The sequence below is a fragment of the Pseudomonas sp. S2_A02 genome (assembly GCF_054668495.1).
This window is the reverse complement of sequence record NZ_CP162776.1, coordinates 4,043,743-4,064,118: the sequence shown is the minus strand read 5'-3', so window position 1 is coordinate 4,064,118 and position 20,376 is coordinate 4,043,743. Positions and strand designations below refer to the sequence as shown.

The following is a 20,376-nucleotide window of genomic DNA, read 5'->3' as shown; positions in this document are numbered from 1 at the left end:
TGGAGATTGTCGCGATGAAAATCGGAGAACTGGCGAAACTCACCGACTGCGCCGTGGAAACCATCCGTTACTACGAGCGCGAAAGCCTGTTGCCGGAGCCGGCCCGCAGCGACGGCAATTACCGCGTCTACACCCAGGCCCACGCCGAGCGCCTGACCTTCATCCGCAACTGCCGCACCCTCGACATGACCCTTGAGGAAATCCGCAGCCTGCTAGCCCTGCGCGACAGCCCGCAGGATCAATGCGAAAACGTCAACGCGCTGATCGACGAACACATCCACCATGTGAAAGCCCGGATCGACGGTTTGCTGGCGTTGCAGACACAACTGCTCGACCTGCGCCAACGCTGCAGCGAAGGGCCGGATATCGATCAGTGCGGGATTTTGCAACGGTTGGAAGTGAGCGGCGGAGTTGTGGCGACGGAGGTTGAGCATTCCCATGTCGGGAGAAGCCACGGGCACTAAGAACACCACAAAAACCTGTGGGAGCGGGCTTGCCCGCGATAGCGGTTTGTCAGTCACATCAATGTTGGATGTGACGCCGTCATCGCGGGCAAGCCCGCTCCCACAGGTTCAGTCGTTGATCTTCAGACCGCCATCGGCGCGGTCATCGGCGCGTGGTGTTCATAGCCTTCTAGCGAGAAATCGCTCGGCTCGATCTGCTCCAGCCATTCCGGCTGATAAACACCGGTCTTGGCAAACTCCGGCACGCGGTCGGCAATCACCAGTTTCGGCATCGGGAACGGCTCGCGCTTGAGCTGTTCGTTGAGCATGTCCAGGTGATTTTCGTAGACGTGGGCGTCGCCGATGAAATAGGTGAACCAGCGCGGTGTGTAACCGGTCAGACGACCGATCAGGCTCAGCAGCGCGGCGCCTTCGGTGAGGTTGAACGGCGTGCCCAGGCCCAGGTCGTTGGAGCGGATGTAGAGGGTCAGGGAGATTTCCTTGGTCTCCACATTCGGGTGGAACTGGTACAGCAAGTGGCACGGCGGCAGGGCCATTTCGTCGAGTTGGGCAACGTTCCAGCCGTGGAACAGGATGCGACGGCTGCCCGGGTCCTTGATGATGGTGTCGACGCACTGGCGTATCTGGTCGATCGCCTTGTACAGCACCACATAGGCCTGACCGGCCTCGGAGCCTTCGGCAATCTGACGATAACCCTGGCTCAGGGTCTGCTCGATGGCCGCCTGGTTGCTGACCGGAATCTGCTTGTACGCCGGCCAATTGCGCCATTGCACACCGTAGATCTCGCCGAGGTCGTCTTCGCCCTGACGGAACGGGTTGGCCAGCCATTGAGCGTTTTCGTTGGCGTTCTGGTCCCAGACCTTGCAGCCCAGGGCACGGAACTCGGCAGCGTTGTTCACCCCGCGCAGAAAACCGCACATCTCGCCGATGGCGGATTTGAAGGCCATCTTGCGAGTGGTAATCGCCGGGAAACCTTCCTGCAGATCGAAGCGCAGCATCGCGCCCGGAAAGCTGATGGTGTTCACGCCGGTGCGGTTGGCCTGTTTGGTGCCGTTCTTGATGACGTGGGCGACCAGTTCGAGATATTGCTTCATGAATTACCTGTGTCCTTGAACCCGGGAGCCTCGCCCCGGGGTTCGAATTTATAGCGTTTGCTTCTTATACAGCAGCTGCGGGGGCCGCCGGGGCGCGCCGATAAGCCAGCCAGATCAAGAACAGACCGCCGACGATCATCGGTACGCACAGCACCTGGCCCATGGTCAGCCAGTTCCACGCCAGATAGCCCAGTTGCGCATCCGGCACGCGAACGAATTCGACGATGAAACGGAAGATGCCATAGAACAGCGCGAACATCCCGGACACCGCCATGGTCGGCCGCGGCTTGCGCGAGAACAGCCAGAGGATCGCGAACAGCGCCACGCCTTCCAGCGCGAACTGGTACAGCTGCGACGGATGACGCGCCAGTTGCGCCGGATCGGTCGGGAAGACCATCGCCCACGGCACGTCGGTCGCCTTGCCCCACAACTCGGCGTTGATGAAGTTACCGATGCGCCCGGCACCCAGGCCGATCGGCACCATCGGCGCGACGAAGTCCATCAGCTGGAAGAACGACTTGTCATTCTTTTTACCGAACCACAGCGCCGCCAGCATCACACCGATAAATCCGCCATGGAACGACATGCCGCCCTTCCACACTTCGAAGATCAGCAGTGGGTTGGCGATGTAGGCGCTCAGGTCGTAGAAAAGCACATAACCCAAACGGCCGCCGACGATGACGCCCATCGACATCCAGAACACCATGTCGGAGAGTTTCTCTTTGCTCCAGGTCGGGTCGAAGCGGTTCAGTCGACGGGACGCCAACAGCCATGCACCGCCGATGCCGATCAGGTACATCAGGCCGTACCAGTGGATTTTCAGCGGACCGATGGCCAGGGCCACCGGGTCGATCTGCGGGTAAGGCAGCATTGCGACTCCTCGTTAGAGTTGAAACCTTCAAATTCCCGGGCGACGCTGTCACACCAGGATTAAGCCAGGATTGCGCGATGCGTCAGAGCAGGAAGCTCAAGCCGACGCAAAACAGCAAAGCGGCAAACAGTCTTTTCAGCAAGCGCGGCGACAGCGTGTGGGCCAGTCGCGCACCGAGGCGGGCGAAAACCATGCTGGTCAGGGCGATCCCCAGCAGCGCCGGCAAATAAACAAAACCGAGACTATGGGCCGGCAGCAGTGGATCGTGCCACCCCAGAATCATGAAACTTAATGCACTGGCCAGGGCGATTGGCAGGCCACAGGCCGACGAAGTGGCCACCGCCTGCTGCATCGGCACGCTGCGCCAGGTCAGGAACGGCACGGTCAACGAGCCGCCGCCAATCCCGAAAATCGCCGAGGCCCAGCCAATCACGCTGCCAGCCACGGTCAGACCGACTTTGCCCGGCACCGTTCGGCTGGCCTTGGGCTTGAAGTCCAAAGCGAGTTGAACGGCGATGATCAGCGCGAATACGCCGATGATCTTCTGCAAATGCGGCCCGGAGATCGCCTCGGCGGTCAGCGCGCCGAAACCGGCACCGATCAGAATGCCCAGCGTCATCCAGGCAAAAATCGGCCAACGCACGGCACCGCGGCGATGATGCTCGCGAACCGCATTGACCGACGTAAAGATGATCGTCGCCAGCGAGGTGCCGACTGCCAGATGCGTCAGGATCGACGCATCAAATCCCTGCAAGGTGAAACTAAACACCAGCACCGGGACAATGATGATCCCGCCGCCTACTCCAAACAGCCCGGCCAGCACGCCCGCACAGGCGCCCAGCGCCAGATAGAGCAGAAATTCCATGTCCGCATCCCCAAGCATCCCGAATCAGGAGCGGCATGGTAACGGAAGCATGGCCTCGGGCTCCACTGTGGATGGCGATGGATCGATGAGCGATGTCTGCGTAGAGTGAGCAAAAAACACACAAGGACCACCTTATGTGCCTGATTGTTTTTGCCTGGCGACCGGGTCATGCCCAGCCACTGATCGTGGCGGCCAACCGCGACGAATTCTATGCCCGGCCCAGCCTGCCCTTGGCGCAATGGCCGCAAGCCCCGCACGTGTACGCCGGTCGCGACCTTGAGGCTGGCGGTACGTGGCTCGGTGTCGGCGCCAACGGGCGCTTCGCCGCACTGACCAACATCCGAGATCCCCTTCAACCGCCAGCGCGCAAATCGCGGGGTGAACTGGTGGCGCAGTTTCTTAGCGGGGACATGTCGATTGACGACTACTTGAGGGACGTTGTTGCACGTTCGCTGGAATATGCCGGGTTTAACCTGCTGATCGGCAATGCCAACGAGCTGTGGCACTTCAATGCCCGTGAGACAGAGGCGGTCATGCTCAAACCTGGGGTTTATGGCCTATCGAACGCGGGGCTGGATACGCCGTGGCCAAAAGTGCTCAAAGCCAAGGCAGCATTGAGCGAGGTGTTGGGCGATCCGCAGCCGCAGGCGCTATTGGCCTTGCTCAGCGACCCGCAGACGGCGCCGCTCTCCGAACTGCCGGACACTGGCGTGGGGCAGACTACCGAGACGTTGTTGTCGAGCGTGTTTATCAAGAGCCCGACTTACGGGACACGGGCGAGCACGGCGCTGATTGTTCAGGCGGATGGGGGGCGGCATATGGTCGAACGGAGTTTCGGGCCGTATGGGGGGCATTTGGGGGAGGTAGAGATCAGGGTTTGAAGCTCGGGCGATTAATTGTGGCGAGGGAGCTTGCTCCCGCTGGAGTGCGAAGCGCTCCCGATCCGGCCAATGCGTTCTTTCAGAAAGATCGCATCGGCCGGATTACGACTGCTTCGCAGCCGAACGGGAGCAAGCTCCCTCGCCACAGGCCCTCAGCGTTTTAGAGGGTTTTAACCGAAGCCGGATTAATCATCCGCGCCAACCCAAGATTCTTCAGCGCCAACTGCAGCGAGCTGTGGATAACTTGCGGGTTGTCGATGGTCATCAGCTCAGCCAGCAATTCCTTGGCCTTGCTCAAGTTGATCTGACGCAGCATCCACTTCACTTTTGGCAAGTTGGTGGCGTTCATCGACAGACTGTCGAAGCCCATCGCCATCAATAACACCGCCGCCGCCGGGTCACCGGCCATTTCGCCGCAGATACTCACGGGCTTGCCTTCGGCATGGGCATCACGCACGACGTTCTGCAAGGCTTGTAATACCGCCGGGTGCAGGTAGTCGTAGAGATCGGCCACCCGCGGGTTGTTGCGGTCCACGGCCAGCAAGTACTGGGTCAGGTCGTTGGAGCCGACCGACAGGAAGTCCACTTGTCGCGCCAGTTCCTTGGTCTGATACACCGCCGCCGGAATCTCGATCATCACGCCAACCGGCGGCATCGGCACGTCGGTGCCTTCGTCGCGGACTTCGCCCCAGGCTCGGTGAATCAGGTGCAGGGCTTCTTCCAGCTCATGGGTGCCGGAAATCATCGGCAGCAGAATGCGCAGGTTGTTCAAGCCTTCGCTGGCCTTGAGCATGGCGCGGGTCTGCACCAGGAAGATTTCCGGGTGGTCGAGCGTCACGCGAATGCCGCGCCAGCCGAGGAACGGGTTGTCTTCCTTGATCGGGAAGTACGACAGTGCCTTGTCGCCGCCGATGTCCAGGCTGCGCATGGTCACCGGTTGCGGATGAAACGCGGCGAGTTGCTCGCGATAGATCGCCAGCTGCTCTTTTTCGCTCGGGAAGCGCTGGTTGATCATGAACGGCACTTCGGTGCGGTACAGACCCACGCCCTCGGCGCCGCGCTTCTGCGCCCGTGCCACGTCCGCCAGCAGGCCAGTGTTGACCCACAGCGGCATGCGGTGACCGTCGACCGTGATGCACGGCAGGTCCCGCAGTGCATCCAGACCGAGGGCCAGTTGCTTCTCTTCCTCGACCACCTCGGCGAACTGCTTGCGCAGCACATCACTCGGGTTGGTATAGACCTCACCGTGGTAGCCGTCGACGATCATCTGGATGCCGTCGACCTTGGAGTACGGCAAGTCGACCAGGCCCATCACCGTCGGAATACCCATGGCGCGCGCCAGGATCGCCACGTGGGAGTTGCCGGAACCGAGTACCGACACCAACCCCACCAGCTTGCCTTCCGGCACCTCGCCGAGCATCGCCGGCGTCAGTTCTTCGCTGACCAGAATGGTGTTGTCGGGGTAGACCAGGGTCTGCTGCCGCTCTTCCTGCAGATAAGCCAGCAAGCGCCGACCGAGGTCTTTGACGTCCGAGGCGCGCTCACGCAGGTAGGCGTCGTCCATCAACTCGAAACGGTTGACGTGTTCTGTGACCACCTGACGCAACGCGCCCTGGGCCCACTGACCGGTCTTGATCACCGTGGTGATTTCGCTGCCGAGAGAGGCATCGTCGAGCATCATCAGATAAACGTCGAACAGCGCCCGCTCTTCAGGCCGCAGCTGGGTGGCCAGTTTGGCGGACAAGGCACGCATGTCGGCGCGCACGCCCTCGATGGCGGTCTTGAACAGGCCAAGTTCCGCGTTGATGTCGGTGATGGTCTTGTCCGGCACCACGTCCAGATCGGCCGGCGGCAGCATGACAACCGCGGTTCCGACCGCCGCGCCCGGTGAGCCCGGTACACCGACGAACTTTGCTTCCTGGATACCTTTGCCCTGACGGCCCAGGCCACGGATCGAGCCGGTGGCCTCGGCGTGGGCGATAACGCCGGCAAGTTGCGCGCTCATGGTCACGAGGAAGGCTTCTTCACCCTCATCGAACTGGCGGCGTTCTTTTTGCTGAATGACCAACACGCCGACGACGCGACGGTGGTGAATGATCGGCGCCCCGAGGAACGAGGCGTAGCGCTCTTCACCGGTCTCGGCGAAGTAACGGTAGCGCGGGTGATCCGCGGCGTTTTCGAGGTTCAGGGGTTCTTCACGCGTGCCGACCAGGCCGACCAGACCTTCGTTGGGTGCCATGCTGACTTTGCCGATCGAGCGCTTGTTCAAGCCCTCGGTGGCCATCAGCACGAAGCGATTGGTCTCTGGGTCAAGCAGGTAGACCGAGCAGACCTGGCTGCCCATGGCCTCTTTGACGCGCAACACAATAATCCCCAACGCCGCCTTGAGATCCTTGGCGGAGTTAACTTCCTGGACGATCTTGCGCAGCGTATTGAGCATGGCTCGGGGTCGAACTCCGTCGTCAGTCGCGCGCTAAAAGGCGCGGGGCAAGCTCTTTGAGAGCGCGGCGATAAACCTCGCGCTTGAATGTCACCACCTGGCCCAACGGATACCAATAACTGACCCAGCGCCAGCCATCGAATTCCGGTTTACCGGTCAAATCCATCCGCACCCGCTGCTCGTTGGAGATCAGGCGCAGGAGAAACCATTTCTGCTTCTGGCCGATGCACAGCGGTTGGCTGTGCGTCCTGACCAGACGTTGCGGCAAACGATAGCGCAACCAGCCCCGGGTGCAGGCGAGTATTTCAACATCTTCGCGCTCCAGGCCCACTTCTTCGTTCAACTCGCGGTACAAGGCGTCTTCCGGCGTCTCCTGGGGGTTGATCCCTCCCTGTGGAAACTGCCAGGCATCTTGATTGATACGGCGAGCCCATAGCACCTGGCCGGCATCATTCGTCAGAATGATCCCGACATTGGGGCGGAAACCATCGGGGTCGATCACGGCAACAACCTCGCAAACGCATGTCGTCGCATTGTTCCACAAAGGTTGTGAAAGCAGCAACGAGCCGACCTACCTTATGTGCACTCTTGTGAAAAGTCCGTATTCTGGACACCTTTCTACAGACTTTTCAGCGAGTAACTGCAATGCGGCTGGCTTTATTCGACTTGGACAACACGCTTCTGGGCGGTGACAGTGACCACGCCTGGGGCGATTATCTGTGCGAACGCGGTTTCCTCGACGCCGTCGCCTACAAGGCACGCAACGACGAGTTCTATCAGGATTACCTGGCCGGCAAGCTGGATAACGACGCGTACCTGAACTTCTGCCTGGAAGTTCTCGGCCGCACCGAGATGGCCACGCTGGATCAATGGCATCTGGACTACATGCGCGATTGCATCGAGCCGATCGTTCTGCCCAAGGCTATCGAACTGCTGGCCAAGCACCGTGAGGCCGGCGACAAGCTGGTGATCATCACCGCCACCAACCGCTTTGTGACCGGGCCGATTGCAGCACGCTTAGGCGTCGAAACCCTGATCGCCACCGAGTGTGAAATGGTTGATGGCCGCTACAGCGGGCGCAGCACCGATGTTCCATGCTTCCGTGAAGGCAAGGTGACCCGGTTGATTCGTTGGCTGGAAGAGACTGGCCATAACCTGGAAGACAGCTATTTCTACAGCGATTCGATGAATGACTTGCCGTTGCTGGAACAGGTGACGAATCCGATTGCTGTTGATCCGGATGTAAATCTGCGGGCCGAGGCTGAAAAGCGTGGTTGGCCGGTGATTTCGTTGCGCGATTGATATCGCCATCGCGGGCAAGCCCGCTCCCACAGGTTCTACGGTATGGCGTAAATAGCATTCACACCAGAGATCCCTGTGGGAGCGGGCTTGCCCGCGATTGGGTCAACTCGGTCTGTAGCCTTAAACCGGCTTGGCCCCCATCAACCCCGCAATGGCGACAAAGCAGACAAAGCTGAACAGCGCCAACGCAAACGTAAACTTCCCACTCCCCCCAGCGGGCGCCTGGCGCAGCCGATTGAGCCGCACCACCAGCCAGAACCATCCCAGCGCCGCCACGGTATAGAGCACACTGGAAGCCAACAGCCAGGTCTGCCCCAACGGCCAGCCCACCAGATGCACCATCCACCAACCGGTGAACGGCATGCTCAGCAGTGCCAGGCCCATCAATAGCCAGATGAATACCAGCGGTCGTTGCAAGGTGCGACTTCCCGTCGTTGCATCACCGGCACGGCGTGCGCGCCAGACCCAGATCGCCAGCCCCAGTGCGCTGATCAATAGCACCACCGTCGCCACTATGTGAGCGATTTTAAGGGCGGTTAACGTTTCCATTGTTCGATTTCCTTATGACTTGCTCGTCAGCGTAGCCGCTCAGCCGAGAAACAGCTTATAGGCCGGGTTGTCGCTTTCGTCCCAGTACGGGTAGCCGATTTCTTCCAGCGCAGCCGGTACCAGGTGACGCTCGTCGTGCGGTACTTGCAGGCCTGCGACCACGCGGCCATCAGCCGCGCCGTGGTTGCGGTAGTGGAACATCGAAATGTTCCAGCGCCCGCCGAGTTTGTTGAGGAAGTTGAACAATGCACCCGGACGCTCCGGGAACTCGAAGCGCAGCACCACTTCATCGACAACCTGGGCGGCACGCCCGCCTACCATGTGGCGGATGTGCAACTTGGCCAGTTCGTTGTCGGTCAGGTCGAGCACCGGGAAACCCTGCTCGGTGAGACTGGCGAGCAGTGCACTGCGCGGGTCGTTTTCCGGATGCGTCTGCACGCCGACAAAGATGTGCGCTTCGCTGCCAGTGTTGTAGCGGTAGTTGAATTCGGTGATCTGACGCTTGCCGATCGCTTCGCAGAACGCCTTGAAGCTGCCCGGTTTCTCGGGAATGGTCACGGCGATGATGGCTTCGCGACCCTCGCCCAGTTCAGCGCGCTCGGCCACGTGGCGCAAGCGGTCGAAGTTGACGTTGGCGCCGGAGTCGATGGCCACGAAGGTATGCCCCGTGACACCGCGTTGCTCGACATATTTCTTGATCCCGGCCACGCCCAAGGCGCCAGCAGGTTCAGTGATTGAGCGGGTATCGTCGTAGATATCCTTGATTGCCGCACAGATCTCGTCGGTGCTGACGGTGATGACTTCGTCTACGTAGTCTTTGCAGATATCGAAAGTGTGCTGACCGATCTGGGCCACAGCAACGCCATCGGCGAAGAGACCCACGGTCGGCAAAACCACGCGCTCGCCGGCTGCCATGGCGGCTTGCAGGCAGTTGGAGTCATCCGGTTCGACGCCGATGATTTTGATGTCCGGGCGCAGGTATTTTACGTACGCCGCGATCCCGGCGATCAGCCCGCCGCCGCCCACCGGAACGAAGATCGCATCCAGACGCCCCGGGTGCTGGCGCAGAATCTCCATGGCCACCGTGCCCTGCCCGGCAATGGTGTGAGGATCGTCGTAAGGGTGAATGTAGACGTAGCCTTTTTCGTCGACCAGTTTCAGCGAGTAGGCCAGGGCTTCCGGGAACGAATCCCCGTGCAGCACCACTTTGCCGCCGCGAGAACGCACGCCTTCGACCTTGATCTCCGGGGTGGTCTTGGGCATCACGATGGTCGCTTTCACGCCTAGAACCTTGGCCGCCAGGGCCAGGCCTTGCGCGTGATTGCCCGCCGACGCGGTGACCACGCCGCGAGCGCGCTCTTCATCGCTCAGCTGCGTCAACTTGTTGTAGGCGCCGCGAATCTTGAACGAGAACACCGGCTGCAAGTCTTCACGCTTGAGCCAGATATCGTTGCCCAGCCGCTCGGAGAGCTGGCGGGCAGTCTGCAATGGGGTTTCTACGGCAACGTCATAAACGCGCGAGGTGAGGATCTTTTTGACGTACTGTTCGAGCATCGGAAAGCATCACTGAGCGGGTTGGGCAGGGTCAAGGAGTCTAACCCGGCTTTTGGGCGGGCGACCACACGAATCATGAGGTTTCAGGCTTCGCAGACACCGCGGATCCATTGTGACGAGGGGGCTTGCCCCCCGTTCGGCTGCGAAGCAGTCGCAAAACCTGCTTACGCGAGACTGTCTGAAAGAATGCCGGGGAGCGTTGCGCGCTCCAACGGGGGCAAGCCCCCTCGCCACAGGCAAGCTCCGTCGCCACCATTCGACATACCGGCAATGACCTTCCTCATCGCGAGGCCTATAATGCCGGCCTTTCGTTCCCCTTTCGGCACTTCGGAGCCCGCATGACCCAGGATCAACTCAAACAGGCCGTAGCCCAGGCCGCCGTCGACTTCATCCTTCCAAAACTCGACGACAAAAGCATCGTCGGGGTCGGCACCGGCTCCACCGCCAACTGCTTCATCGATGCCCTGGCCAAGCACAAAGGCGCATTCGATGGCGCGGTCGCCAGTTCCGAAGCCACCGCCGCCCGCCTCAAGGGCCACGGCATTCCGGTGTATGAGCTCAATACCGTCAGCGACCTGGAGTTCTACGTCGACGGCGCCGACGAAAGCGACGAGCACCTGAACCTGATCAAGGGCGGCGGCGCGGCCCTGACCCGCGAGAAGATTGTCGCGGCCGTGGCCAAGACCTTCATCTGCATCGCCGACGCCAGCAAACTGGTGCCGGTGCTCGGTGCGTTCCCGCTGCCGGTGGAAGTGATCCCGATGGCCCGCAGCCACGTAGCCCGCCAACTGGTGAAGCTCGGCGGCGACCCGGTTTACCGTGAAGGCGTGCTGACCGACAACGGCAACATCATCCTCGATGTGTTCAACATGCAGATCACCAACCCGGTGGAGCTGGAAACACAGATCAATGCCATCGTCGGCGTGGTCACCAACGGTTTGTTCGCAGCCCGCCCGGCCGATTTGCTGTTGCTGGGGACGAGTGAAGGTGTGAAAACCCTGCGCGCCCAATAAGGCAAACACCAAACAGTGTGGGAGCGGGCTTGCTCGCGAAGAGGGAGTGTCAGTTGACATCAATGTTGCTGACACACCGCTTTCGCGAGCAAGCCCGCTCCCACATTTGTTTTGGGGTGTTTGTCAGGGTTGCGGTGGTTTTTTGAAGACGTAGAAAAGATTCGGCTCGCTGACGAGGTACAGGGTGCCGTCGTCGTCCATGGCGATGCCTTCTGCTTGCGGCACAGTCTTTTGCAATCCCTGACGTCCCTTGCTCAGTGACAGGGTGGTCAGCGGTCGCCCATCGACATCCAGCTCCAGAATCAGTCGTGACTCATCGGACAGCGCCAGCAGATGGCCACTGCGCTCGTCGTATTGCAGGCTCGACAGGTCTCGCACGAACATCCCGGCATCGCGCTTGGGGTTGTTCACCACATGCACCGCGTAGGATTTCTCCGGATTGTAATGAGGGAAGCCCTGAACTTCGTAGATCAGCATTGGGTCGCGCTCCTTGGCGACGAACAAGCGCTTGCCCGCCGAGTCATAGGCCAACCCTTCAAATCCTTTGTTGCCGCTCATGTGCACGCCGAGGGTCATCTGCTCGGCATCCGCGGCATCGAGGAACGTCGTGTCCTTCTCCAGATGAATCTTGATCAGCCGTTGCTGGCGCTCGTCGGTGATCACGTAAGTGTCAGCACTGATGAATTCCACCGCTTCAGGATCGCCAAACCCGATCAGCGCCACACGTTGCAGGATTTTGCCCTCCAGGGACAATTCAATCAGTTCGGCATTTTTATTGGTGACGGTGAACAGGCTTTTGCGCACGGGATCGAAGGTCAGCGCCGAAACATCGGCGTCCAGACCTTCAATGACTTGCGCCTCGATCACTGCCTGATACTGATCCAGACCAATCGACTGGGCATTCATCGGCTGCCATAACGCCTGCACATTGAACCAGGAGCGCTCGAACAGACGCAGGTACTGGCCGACAGCAATCAGCACGATCAGCGCAATTACCGACAGGATCAGCATCAGGGGTTTGGGACGGGCAAGTCGGCGCATTCAGGCGAGCTCGGCAACAAGACGGGCGGATGAAATACCACGTATGAACTCAAGCTTAATGGCGCAGGAGGTGCCGAAGGCTGCGATCTTTTGACTTTCAACAACTTTGTCGGCGCCAAAAGATCAAAAGATCGCAGCCTTCGGCAGCTCCGGTTGTTTTTCGAACCGGTAGAACAGGTTCGGCTCACTCACCATGTACAACGTGCCCGCTTCGTCCATCGTCACGCCTTCGGCACGGGGAATGGTTTTCTTCAGACCATTGAAACCACCGAGCAAGGTCATGAAACTGACCTGCTGGCCTTTCTCGTCCAATTCCAGCAACAAATGAGAGTCGGCGGACAACACCAGGGTATGGCCAGTGCGTGGGTCGATGGCCAAAGCCGACAGGTTGCGGACATCCAGTTCGTCGCCGGACAGCTTTTGCTTGTCGCCCTTGAGGGTCTGACTGCCGTCGCTTTTCCAGCTGAACAGCGCTGGCGGGCGCTCTTCACCCAGCAATAATTGCTGGGTGCGTGCATCCCATACGACTGCCTCGAAGCCTTTATTCTGGTTTTTCGACGGGCCGAGGTCGTATTTCGGGAAATTGGCGATATTCAGCTCGCGAGTATCGGCATCAACCTTGACGATGGAGAGCAGGTGTTCGCGCTCATCGGTAATCGCCAGCAAACCGTTGCCCATCACTGTGACCCCTTCCGGATTGCTCCAGCCCACCAGCGGCATCTTGCGCAATACGTCGCCCTGCAAGGTCAACTCCACCAGGAACGGGTTCTTGCCCATCACTGCAAACAGGGTTTTGGTCTGCGGGTCGTAAGACACGTCCGATGCTTCGTCCTTCTCCATGCCCGGGAGCAGCTTGGCGTCGATCACCGCCCGGTAATCCGGCAGCCAGACACTCTCTTGACGTTCGGCCGGGCTTTCGAAACGCTCCATCACCCAGAGCACGCCGCGATCATCCCAGTGCATCGCAAACATCAGGCTATACACGGCAGCCGCCACCAGCAAAAGCCAGGAATACCACCGCATGACAAAGCGCGAGCGGCGGGCAGTTTTCAACTTGGGCAGCGGTTGGGTGGCCATGCAGGGATGCGTTCCAGAAATTCAGGCTATGGGTAATAGCACATTGGGACTGGCTCAGACGCCAGAAGCCCCGGAATTATCCGGACAAAATGTGAAAAAAACGGGAAATGGCGGGATTACCCTGTGCGGGCAGATGCGATTTGCAGGAAGGATCACAAACCAATGTGGGAGCGGCGGTGCGACGATTCGACTTGCTCGCGAATGCGGTCTGTCATCCAACATTGATGTTGGATTTGACGACCTCTTCGCGAGCAAGCCCGCTCCCACAGTTGGATCAGCGCACGCTACTGGTGAAGCGGCTGGCGCCTGGCAGTTCGAGCACCAGTTCGTCACCGACATTCAGCGGGCCAACGCCCACCGGCGTACCCGTGAGAATCACATCACCGGCCTGCAGCGAGAAGCAGCCGGCCATGTACTGGATCATCGGCACGATCGGGTTCAGCATGTCCTTGCTGTTGCCATCCTGGCGAACTTCGCCATTGATGGTCAGGCGGATGCCAATGTCGGTCAGGTCGGCGAAGGTACTGCCCGCCACGAATGGCGCAATCACCGCTGCGCCGTCGAAGGACTTGGCGATTTCCCACGGCAGGCCCTTGGCTTTCAGCTCGGCCTGTTTGTCGCGCAGGGTCAGGTCCAGCGCCGGGGCGATGCCGGAGATGGCGTCCAGCACTTCTTCACGGCTCGGTTTGGTCGACAACGGCTTACCGATCAATACGGCGATTTCCGCTTCGTAATGCACCGAACCACGCTCGGTTGGAATGCTGAAACCGCCTTCCAGCAGCACCACGCAACTGCCCGGTTTGATGAACAGCAGTGGCTCGGTAGGCACCGGATTGTCCAGTTCCTTGGCGTGTTCGGCGTAGTTGCGGCCGATGCATACCACTTTCCCCAGCGGGAAATGAATACGCGTACCGTCGACATACTGGTGCTGATAGCTCATTACCGACTCCTGCTTCGTGCTTTTAAGTTCGAAGAATCAAACAGCGAAAATCTTGCCCGGGTTCATGATGCCGTTCGGATCGAACACCGCTTTGACGGCTTTCATGTACTCGATCTCAACCGGCGACCGGCTATAGGTCAAGTAGTCACGTTTGGTCATGCCCACACCGTGTTCAGCGGAAATCGAACCGTTGTACTTCTCGACGGTTTCAAACACCCACTTGTTGACGGTCGCGCACTTGGCGAAGAACTCGTCCTTGCTCAGGTTGTCCGGCTTGAGGATGTTCAGGTGCAGGTTGCCGTCGCCAATGTGGCCGAACCAGACGATTTCGAAATCCGGGTAATGTTCGCCGACGATCGCGTCAATCTCCTTCAGGAACCCCGGGACTTTCGACACAGTGACCGAAATGTCGTTCTTGTACGGCGTCCAGTGGGAAATGGTTTCGGAGATGTATTCGCGCAGCTTCCAGAGATTCTGCAACTGGGTTTCGCTCTGGCTCATCACGCCGTCCAGCACCCAGCCTTCCTCGACGCAGTGCTCGAAGGTTTCCAGGGCGTGGTTGGCCACTTCTTCAGTGGTCGCTTCGAATTCCAGCAGCGCGTAGAACGGGCAATCGGATTCAAACGGTGCCGGCACATCGCCGCGCGCCATAACCTTGGCCAGAGCTTTGTCGGAGAAGAATTCGAAGGCGGTCAGGTCAAGTTTGCTCTGGAACGCGTGCAATACCGGCATGATCGAATCGAAATCGGCGGTGCCGAGGACCATTGCAGTGAGGTTTTTCGGCGCACGATCCAGACGCATGGTGGCCTCGACCACAAAACCCAGCGTGCCTTCGGCGCCGATAAATAGCTGACGCAGGTCGTAGCCGGTGGCGTTCTTGATCAAGTCTTTGTTCAGTTCAAGCAGATCGCCCTTACCGGTGACGACCTTCATGCCGGCTACCCAGTTGCGGGTCATGCCGTAGCGAATCACCTTGATCCCGCCGGCATTGGTGCCGATATTGCCGCCAATCTGGCTGGAACCTGCCGACGCGAAGTCCACCGGGTAGTACAGACCGTGTTCTTCGGCTTTGTTCTGTAATTGCTCGGTGACCACGCCTGGCTGACAAACGGCCGTGCGGTCGGTCAGGTTCACGTCGAGGATCTGATTCATATAGTCGAAGGACACGACCACTTCGCCATTGGCGGCCACAGCCGCAGCCGAAAGCCCGGTACGACCGCCGGACGGCACCAGCGCCACCTTGTGTTCATTGGCCCAACGAACAATGGCCTGGACCTGCTCGGTGGTCTTGGGAAACACGATGGCCGTCGGGGCCGGGGCGAAATGCTTGGTCCAATCCTTACCGTAAGCATTCAGGGAGTCGGCGTCGGTCAGCACCTTGCCAGGCTCAACCAGGGTCTTCAGCTCATCAATCAGGGCAGGATTGGTCATCGACAGAACTCTCGAACAATTCATGGTCATCCTGAAGACGCTTCACGTCGCAGGAATGAGTGTTTAGCGGGGTGCATATGCTAGCATACCGACCCCGCAGGATAGTGCCCAAAGGCTGTTCTGCGGCGACGGCTTTCTTGCCGTCCGGGTCAGCATCTGTTGACCATTTCCTGCCATTTTTCTCCGGGACACAGGTTTACGCAGATGAGCAAGACTTCTCTCGATAAGAGCAAGATCAAGTTCCTTCTTCTCGAAGGCGTCCACCAATCGGCTGTCGACGTCCTAAAGGCGGCGGGCTACACCAGCATCGAGTACCTCACAGGTTCTCTGCCGGAAGCCCAGCTGAAGGAAAAGATCGCTGATGCTCACTTCATCGGCATTCGCTCCCGCACTCAACTGACCGAAGAGATCTTCGATCACGCGAAGAAACTGGTGGCTGTCGGCTGTTTCTGCATCGGCACCAACCAGGTCGACCTCAACGCGGCTCGCGAACGCGGCATCGCGGTATTCAACGCGCCGTACTCCAACACTCGCTCCGTAGCCGAGCTGGTATTGGCCGAGGCGATCCTGTTGCTGCGCGGCATTCCTGAGAAGAACGCTTCCTGCCACCGTGGCGGCTGGATCAAGAGCGCAGCCAATTCCTTCGAAATCCGTGGCAAGAAGCTCGGCATCGTCGGTTACGGCTCGATCGGTACTCAATTGTCTGTTCTGGCTGAAGGCCTTGGCATGCAGGTGTACTTCTACGACACCGTGACCAAGCTGCCACTGGGTAACGCCACCCAGGTCGGCAACCTGCACGAGCTGTTGGGTATGTCCGACATCGTCACCCTGCACGTTCCGGAAACCGCAGCCACCCAGTGGATGATCGGTGAGAAAGAAATCCGCGCCATCAAGAAGGGCGGCATCCTGATCAACGCTGCTCGCGGCACTGTTGTTGAACTGGACGCCCTGGCGGACGCGATCAAGGACAAGCACCTGATCGGTGCGGCCATCGACGTATTCCCAGTGGAGCCGCGCTCCAACGAAGAAGAGTTCGAAAGCCCGCTGCGTGGCTTGGACAACGTGATCCTGACCCCGCACATCGGTGGTTCCACCGCTGAAGCGCAGGCCAACATTGGTCTGGAAGTGGCGGAAAAACTGGTCAAGTACAGCGACAACGGTACTTCGGTATCGTCCGTGAACTTCCCGGAAGTGGCTCTGCCGGCTCACCCTGGCAAGCACCGTCTGCTGCACATCCACGAGAACATTCCGGGTGTGATGAGCGAGATCAACAAGGTCTTCGCCGAAAACGGTATCAACATTTCCGGTCAGTTCCTGCAGACCAACGAGAAAGTCGGCTACGTCGTAATCGACGTCGATGCCGAATACTCGGAAATGGCGCAAGAGAAGCTGCAGCACATCAACGGCACCATTCGTTGCCGCGTGTTGTTCTGATAGTGACTTGAGTGACAAAAAAAGGAGACCTTCGGGTCTCCTTTTTCATGGGCGCGACAAATGTTACTTAACGTTGACGGTGATTTTCTCCGACACGATAGGCGGATCGAACGGCATATGACCGCTGTCGCCCAGCTCGAGCTGCAAGGTGTGCTTGCCCGGTGCCAGTTTGATTTCGGCCTGAGTCTGCGCTTTGCCGAAGTGCATATGATTGGTATCCATCGGGATAGGTGCACCGGCGGCGGGCAGTTTGTCGACATCGATCAGCAAGTGATGATGCCCCGTGTTCTTGGTGACATCGCCGGCAGGCGCCAGCGCGATGTTCTTCACAGCGAATTTGACGGTGAAGGTCTGGGGAACCGTGGCTCCGTCCGCAGGAGAAACGATGGACACTTCTGCACCTTTGGGAGCCGGTGTAGCAGCCGTAGCCAGCATCGATGCACCCAGCAACAGGCCAGCCAACGCTGCACGTGACATAAAGCTTTTCATTCTCTTCTCCAGTTTTTCCGTAAAATCCGCTCGACCGTGACAACTTCACGGCCATTCGTTGTCGAAGTCACTCAATAACCATAGCAAAGCGAGCCTGAACAGCGCGTCGCGATAAATGAATTCAAAGGAGTGACCATGCGTTTTTTGCCTGGCCTGATCTGCCTGCTACCCCTTTTGAGCCCTTTGGCTCATGCCGAACTGATTGACGATGTAAACGACCGCGGCGAATTGCGCATTGCCCTTGAGGCTAATACACCGCCCTTCAACTTCAAGGAGGACGACAAACTGACCGGGTTCGAGGTCGAGCTGGGGCAGTTGCTGGCCGCTGAGCTGGATGTGCGCGCCGACTTTGTCGTCACCGATTCCGGCGATCTGTTGACCGGTGTCGAAAGTGGCAAATACGACGTGGCCATCAATCACATCACAGAGACCCCGGCGCTCACGGAGCGTTTCGACTTCAGCCAACCTTACATTCAAACCGATGCGCAATTGATCGCGCAGAAGGAAGAACCGCGCTCAATACTATTGGTGCAGTCACTGACGGAGGAAAAGCCGAAAGCCAGCCAGACCGTGAGCCTGGCGATTCCGTTTCAGAAGGGTAACCCGGCGTTCCACGCCAGCCTCGAAAACGCCTTGCAGCGGATCAAGGCGGATGGCCGATTGGAGGCGCTGGAGCAGAAATGGTTCGGGGCTGATACGGGTGTGGCGCCGAAACCCTGATTTGAGGCTGACGAGTAACCCTGTGGGAGCGGGCTTGCCCGCGATGAGGCCATAACATCCAGCATCGATGTTGAATGTTAAACCGCCATCGCGGGCAAGCCCGCTCCCACAGGGATTTGTGCAGGGAGCGCTAGTTCAGGGCTGTCAGAGCCTGCGCCGCTTCGGCCAACTCCCGCTCGCTGAAAACCTGGACACCATTGCGCTTGAGCAATGCCGCGGTGACCCCCTCACCACTGACCTTCACGCCACTGAACGTCCCGTCATAGGTCAGCAGATTCCCGCAAGACGGGCTGTTGGCCTTGAGCACGGCAATGCGGATGCCGTGCTGCTGCACCAGTTCCAGCGCCTGATAAGCCCCCGAAAGAAACTCGGCACTGACGTCCTCGCCCTCGGTGGTGATGACCGACGCAAGGCCATCAAGCACTTCAGCGCCCTGCCCGCCCGGAATCTCCGCCGCGGCCCTTGGCGTCGGTAAACCGCCGGCGACTTCCGGGCACAACGGCACCACCCGGCCTTCGGCAATCCACTGTTCCAACAGGTTGAATGGCCCACTGGCGCCGCCGTCGTAACGGACGCGGTGACCGAGCAAACAGCGGCTTACCAGAATCTTTTGCATGATCAGAACGGCTCGTTGCCACGACGACGGAACCAGCCCGTCAACGACAGGCGATCACGGGTCGCGGGCAGCACTTCGTGAGGGACTTCGCCCGACAGGAACACCACCAGGCATCCGCCGGTGGGCACCACATCGTGTTCGACGCCTTTGTCGAGGTACATGCGCAGCTGACCGCCATGCTCGGGCAGCCAGCCGTCATTGAGGTAGATCACCGCCGAGACCATGCGCCGATCGTCGTCGCGGAAACGGTCGACATGCTTTAGGTAGAAAGCGCCAGGCGGGTACAGAGCGAAATGGCTTTCGAAATCTTCCAGGCCCAGAAACAAACCGCGATTCATCGCCTCACGCAGGCTGTCCATCAACCCCAGATAACGGTCGCAGGCCTCGGCCTGACCGGGTTCGATCCACTGGATATGGTCACCACGAATGCCCTCGCGAATTTCCGAAAACGGCCCGCGCCCCACGGCGGCCGGGGCGAGCTCACCCTCAGCGGCACGTTTTCGGCACTCGGCTGCCAGCGCCTGGGTCAGATCCAGAGGCAGGAAAATATTCTGCCGCGACCAGCCGCGCTCAGCCAGGTCGTCGACGATACGTAACAGCAGCGGATGATCAGAGGATATTTGCATGGCGCGCATAGTATTCCTGTGCCCGCAAATCCGACAGAGCCGCGTAGCGGAGGATTGGTCGGATAAGGCACTCAACCTGATACGAATTCTCGACAAGTACGAATGCCGCACGGAGAATAGTCGCCTGCTGACAGGAGTCCCTATGCGTCGCTTGCTTTTCTCACTGTTGATGTTCTGCGTTTTGCCCGCTTGGGCGGACGGCCACGACCAGTTGTACAAGGTCGCCGGTTGGCCAGAACAACGCGCGCATTTCAACGATGCTCTTTCGGCCGCTCAGCAGCGTTACCAAAACAGCCTGCCGCCGGCGGTGTTCCAGGCTCTGGTCAACAACAGCAATCAGCGTTTTGCTCCCAAGGCCATGGACCAGCGTGCCGAAGCGCAGCTGCGCAAAAATCTTGCCGATCCGAAACCCGCGCTGACCTTCTTTCAATCCCCCCTGGGCAAAAAAATCGTCGCCGCCGAATTGCTGGCGACCCGTCGCGACCAATTGGCGAAAAACGTCAAGGGCTTGCCGAAAATTCAGGCCAGCGATACCCGTCAACTCATCATCGGCCACCTCGCCCAAGCCCTGCCCGCTCGCGAGGCCGGCGCTGAAGTCAGCCTGGCGATCGCGGGCGTGGCGGCCGACAGCCTGAGTTCGATGATCCCCGGCCTGCTCGGTGGCGGTCAGGCGCAAGGCATGTTGAACGGCCAGCGCCAGCGCCTGATGGAGCAGATCGGCGCCGATCTGAACAACACGCTGCTGTATGTCTATCGCGACCTGTCGGATGACGAGCTGGAAGAGTTCGCGACGTTTGCCGAGTCCACTGAAGGCAAGACTTACTACCAAGCGGCATTGGCGGCGATTCGGGCGGGGTTGGCGGTGGGGCAGAGTACGTCGAGCCTCAGTCAATAATATTCAGCGTCTGGAAGATCGCTTTCGCGAGCAAGCCCGCTCCCACAGTTGACCGGGTTACCCAGACAAACACG

General features: G+C 59.5%; 21 protein-coding genes. 7 read left to right on the top strand and 14 right to left on the bottom strand.

The window, feature by feature from the left end:
- Positions 1-14: 14 nt before the first annotated feature.
- Positions 15-464, top strand: a complete 450-nt coding sequence (gene cadR, locus AB4O41_RS18530; RefSeq protein WP_454836413.1) for a Cd(II)/Pb(II)-responsive transcriptional regulator — start codon at positions 15-17, stop codon at positions 462-464.
- Positions 465-586: 122 nt separating this feature from the next.
- On the opposite strand, the gene AB4O41_RS18525 is transcribed toward cadR, so the two are convergent.
- The 3 genes from AB4O41_RS18525 to AB4O41_RS18515 all read right to left on the bottom strand — a co-directional run bounded on the left by AB4O41_RS18525 (position 587) and on the right by AB4O41_RS18515 (position 3,294).
- A complete protein-coding gene (locus tag AB4O41_RS18525; protein WP_460144215.1) occupies positions 587-1,558 on the bottom strand; it encodes a thymidylate synthase in 972 nt (323 codons plus the stop codon).
- 64 nt (positions 1,559-1,622) lie between these two features.
- Positions 1,623-2,429 carry a prolipoprotein diacylglyceryl transferase gene (gene lgt, locus AB4O41_RS18520; protein ID WP_460144214.1) on the bottom strand — a complete coding sequence of 269 codons (807 nt, stop codon included), beginning with the start codon at positions 2,427-2,429 and terminating at the stop codon, positions 1,623-1,625.
- A gap of 82 nt (positions 2,430-2,511) precedes the next feature.
- Positions 2,512-3,294 (bottom strand): sulfite exporter TauE/SafE family protein, encoded by a 783-nt coding sequence (locus AB4O41_RS18515; RefSeq protein WP_123361009.1) that lies wholly within the window; start codon positions 3,292-3,294, stop codon positions 2,512-2,514.
- A 134-nt stretch (positions 3,295-3,428) separates the two neighbouring features.
- Here AB4O41_RS18515 and AB4O41_RS18510 point away from each other — a divergent pair, with 134 nt between their 5' ends.
- Positions 3,429-4,175 (top strand): NRDE family protein, encoded by a 747-nt coding sequence (locus AB4O41_RS18510; protein ID WP_460144213.1) that lies wholly within the window; start codon positions 3,429-3,431, stop codon positions 4,173-4,175.
- 160 nt (positions 4,176-4,335) lie between these two features.
- On the opposite strand, the gene ptsP is transcribed toward AB4O41_RS18510, so the two are convergent.
- Together ptsP and AB4O41_RS18500 are read right to left on the bottom strand one after the other, a co-directional pair.
- Positions 4,336-6,615 carry a phosphoenolpyruvate--protein phosphotransferase gene (gene ptsP / locus AB4O41_RS18505; protein WP_460144212.1) on the bottom strand — a complete coding sequence of 760 codons (2,280 nt, stop codon included), beginning with the start codon at positions 6,613-6,615 and terminating at the stop codon, positions 4,336-4,338.
- Positions 6,616-6,637: 22 nt separating this feature from the next.
- The gene (locus AB4O41_RS18500; protein ID WP_007897732.1) at positions 6,638-7,117 is read right to left on the bottom strand and encodes an RNA pyrophosphohydrolase; all 480 of its coding nucleotides are present in this window, start codon (positions 7,115-7,117) and stop codon (positions 6,638-6,640) included.
- Positions 7,118-7,260: 143 nt separating this feature from the next.
- On the opposite strand from AB4O41_RS18500, the gene AB4O41_RS18495 reads away from it, so the two are divergent.
- Positions 7,261-7,917, top strand: coding sequence for a histidinol-phosphatase (locus tag AB4O41_RS18495; RefSeq protein ID WP_460144211.1), 657 nt, complete (start codon positions 7,261-7,263; stop codon positions 7,915-7,917).
- A 120-nt stretch (positions 7,918-8,037) separates the two neighbouring features.
- On the opposite strand, the gene AB4O41_RS18490 is transcribed toward AB4O41_RS18495, so the two are convergent.
- Entirely contained in the window at positions 8,038-8,466 is a 429-nt protein-coding gene (locus AB4O41_RS18490) for a DUF2269 domain-containing protein (RefSeq protein ID WP_460144210.1), read from the bottom strand.
- A gap of 39 nt (positions 8,467-8,505) precedes the next feature.
- A complete protein-coding gene (ilvA, locus tag AB4O41_RS18485) occupies positions 8,506-10,020 on the bottom strand; it encodes a threonine ammonia-lyase, biosynthetic (RefSeq protein WP_095052484.1) in 1,515 nt (504 codons plus the stop codon).
- Positions 10,021-10,358: 338 nt separating this feature from the next.
- On the opposite strand from ilvA, the gene rpiA reads away from it, so the two are divergent.
- Positions 10,359-11,033 carry a ribose-5-phosphate isomerase RpiA gene (gene rpiA, locus AB4O41_RS18480; protein ID WP_007897721.1) on the top strand — a complete coding sequence of 225 codons (675 nt, stop codon included), beginning with the start codon at positions 10,359-10,361 and terminating at the stop codon, positions 11,031-11,033.
- A gap of 123 nt (positions 11,034-11,156) precedes the next feature.
- Here rpiA and AB4O41_RS18475 read toward each other — a convergent pair whose 3' ends face one another.
- The 4 genes from AB4O41_RS18475 to AB4O41_RS18460 form a co-directional block, all read right to left on the bottom strand.
- A complete protein-coding gene (locus AB4O41_RS18475) occupies positions 11,157-12,074 on the bottom strand; it encodes an SdiA-regulated domain-containing protein (protein WP_460144209.1) in 918 nt (305 codons plus the stop codon).
- Between the two features lie 123 nt (positions 12,075-12,197).
- Positions 12,198-13,151 (bottom strand): SdiA-regulated domain-containing protein, encoded by a 954-nt coding sequence (locus tag AB4O41_RS18470; protein ID WP_460144208.1) that lies wholly within the window; start codon positions 13,149-13,151, stop codon positions 12,198-12,200.
- A 274-nt stretch (positions 13,152-13,425) separates the two neighbouring features.
- A complete protein-coding gene (locus tag AB4O41_RS18465) occupies positions 13,426-14,091 on the bottom strand; it encodes a fumarylacetoacetate hydrolase family protein (RefSeq protein WP_460144207.1) in 666 nt (221 codons plus the stop codon).
- 36 nt (positions 14,092-14,127) lie between these two features.
- The gene (locus AB4O41_RS18460; protein WP_367373349.1) at positions 14,128-15,522 is read right to left on the bottom strand and encodes an FAD-binding oxidoreductase; all 1,395 of its coding nucleotides are present in this window, start codon (positions 15,520-15,522) and stop codon (positions 14,128-14,130) included.
- A gap of 204 nt (positions 15,523-15,726) precedes the next feature.
- On the opposite strand from AB4O41_RS18460, the gene serA reads away from it, so the two are divergent.
- A complete protein-coding gene (serA, locus tag AB4O41_RS18455) occupies positions 15,727-16,956 on the top strand; it encodes a phosphoglycerate dehydrogenase (RefSeq protein ID WP_007897715.1) in 1,230 nt (409 codons plus the stop codon).
- A gap of 63 nt (positions 16,957-17,019) precedes the next feature.
- Here serA and AB4O41_RS18450 read toward each other — a convergent pair whose 3' ends face one another.
- Positions 17,020-17,445: a DUF4399 domain-containing protein gene (locus tag AB4O41_RS18450; RefSeq protein ID WP_460144206.1), complete on the bottom strand. Its 426-nt coding sequence runs from the start codon at positions 17,443-17,445 to the stop codon at positions 17,020-17,022.
- Between the two features lie 135 nt (positions 17,446-17,580).
- On the opposite strand from AB4O41_RS18450, the gene AB4O41_RS18445 reads away from it, so the two are divergent.
- Positions 17,581-18,165: a transporter substrate-binding domain-containing protein gene (locus tag AB4O41_RS18445; RefSeq protein ID WP_460144205.1), complete on the top strand. Its 585-nt coding sequence runs from the start codon at positions 17,581-17,583 to the stop codon at positions 18,163-18,165.
- Positions 18,166-18,295: 130 nt separating this feature from the next.
- On the opposite strand, the gene AB4O41_RS18440 is transcribed toward AB4O41_RS18445, so the two are convergent.
- Both AB4O41_RS18440 and AB4O41_RS18435 read right to left on the bottom strand, forming a co-directional pair.
- On the bottom strand, positions 18,296-18,781 hold the full coding sequence (locus AB4O41_RS18440; protein ID WP_460144204.1) for a 2-thiouracil desulfurase family protein: 486 nt from the start codon (positions 18,779-18,781) through the stop codon (positions 18,296-18,298).
- Between the two features lie 2 nt (positions 18,782-18,783).
- Entirely contained in the window at positions 18,784-19,416 is a 633-nt protein-coding gene (locus AB4O41_RS18435; protein ID WP_460144203.1) for a 2OG-Fe(II) oxygenase, read from the bottom strand.
- Positions 19,417-19,549: 133 nt separating this feature from the next.
- Between AB4O41_RS18435 and AB4O41_RS18430 the strand changes: the two genes are divergently transcribed.
- The gene (locus tag AB4O41_RS18430; RefSeq protein ID WP_460144202.1) at positions 19,550-20,302 is read left to right on the top strand and encodes a DUF2059 domain-containing protein; all 753 of its coding nucleotides are present in this window, start codon (positions 19,550-19,552) and stop codon (positions 20,300-20,302) included.
- Positions 20,303-20,376 lie beyond the last annotated feature (74 nt).

Bases quoted from the DNA above. Each gene is read 5' to 3' on its own strand.
- AB4O41_RS18510 (WP_460144213.1), top strand. From the start codon at position 3,429: ATGTGCCTGATTGTTTTTGCCTGGCGACCGGGTCATGCCCAGCCACTG.
- AB4O41_RS18525 (WP_460144215.1), bottom strand. From the start codon at position 1,558: ATGAAGCAATATCTCGAACTGGTCGCCCACGTCATCAAGAACGGCACC.
- AB4O41_RS18465 (WP_460144207.1), bottom strand. From the start codon at position 14,091: ATGAGCTATCAGCACCAGTATGTCGACGGTACGCGTATTCATTTCCCG.
- AB4O41_RS18445 (WP_460144205.1), top strand. From the start codon at position 17,581: ATGCGTTTTTTGCCTGGCCTGATCTGCCTGCTACCCCTTTTGAGCCCT.
- AB4O41_RS18475 (WP_460144209.1), bottom strand. From the start codon at position 12,074: ATGCGCCGACTTGCCCGTCCCAAACCCCTGATGCTGATCCTGTCGGTA.
- ptsP (WP_460144212.1), bottom strand. From the start codon at position 6,615: ATGCTCAATACGCTGCGCAAGATCGTCCAGGAAGTTAACTCCGCCAAG.
- AB4O41_RS18430 (WP_460144202.1), top strand. From the start codon at position 19,550: ATGCGTCGCTTGCTTTTCTCACTGTTGATGTTCTGCGTTTTGCCCGCT.
- AB4O41_RS18490 (WP_460144210.1), bottom strand. From the start codon at position 8,466: ATGGAAACGTTAACCGCCCTTAAAATCGCTCACATAGTGGCGACGGTG.
- AB4O41_RS18470 (WP_460144208.1), bottom strand. From the start codon at position 13,151: ATGGCCACCCAACCGCTGCCCAAGTTGAAAACTGCCCGCCGCTCGCGC.
- AB4O41_RS18460 (WP_367373349.1), bottom strand. From the start codon at position 15,522: ATGACCAATCCTGCCCTGATTGATGAGCTGAAGACCCTGGTTGAGCCT.
- cadR (WP_454836413.1), top strand. From the start codon at position 15: ATGAAAATCGGAGAACTGGCGAAACTCACCGACTGCGCCGTGGAAACC.
- AB4O41_RS18440 (WP_460144204.1), bottom strand. From the start codon at position 18,781: ATGCAAAAGATTCTGGTAAGCCGCTGTTTGCTCGGTCACCGCGTCCGT.
- AB4O41_RS18495 (WP_460144211.1), top strand. From the start codon at position 7,261: ATGCGGCTGGCTTTATTCGACTTGGACAACACGCTTCTGGGCGGTGAC.
- AB4O41_RS18450 (WP_460144206.1), bottom strand. From the start codon at position 17,445: ATGAAAAGCTTTATGTCACGTGCAGCGTTGGCTGGCCTGTTGCTGGGT.
- AB4O41_RS18435 (WP_460144203.1), bottom strand. From the start codon at position 19,416: ATGCGCGCCATGCAAATATCCTCTGATCATCCGCTGCTGTTACGTATC.
- rpiA (WP_007897721.1), top strand. From the start codon at position 10,359: ATGACCCAGGATCAACTCAAACAGGCCGTAGCCCAGGCCGCCGTCGAC.
- ilvA (WP_095052484.1), bottom strand. From the start codon at position 10,020: ATGCTCGAACAGTACGTCAAAAAGATCCTCACCTCGCGCGTTTATGAC.
- serA (WP_007897715.1), top strand. From the start codon at position 15,727: ATGAGCAAGACTTCTCTCGATAAGAGCAAGATCAAGTTCCTTCTTCTC.
- AB4O41_RS18515 (WP_123361009.1), bottom strand. From the start codon at position 3,294: ATGGAATTTCTGCTCTATCTGGCGCTGGGCGCCTGTGCGGGCGTGCTG.
- lgt (WP_460144214.1), bottom strand. From the start codon at position 2,429: ATGCTGCCTTACCCGCAGATCGACCCGGTGGCCCTGGCCATCGGTCCG.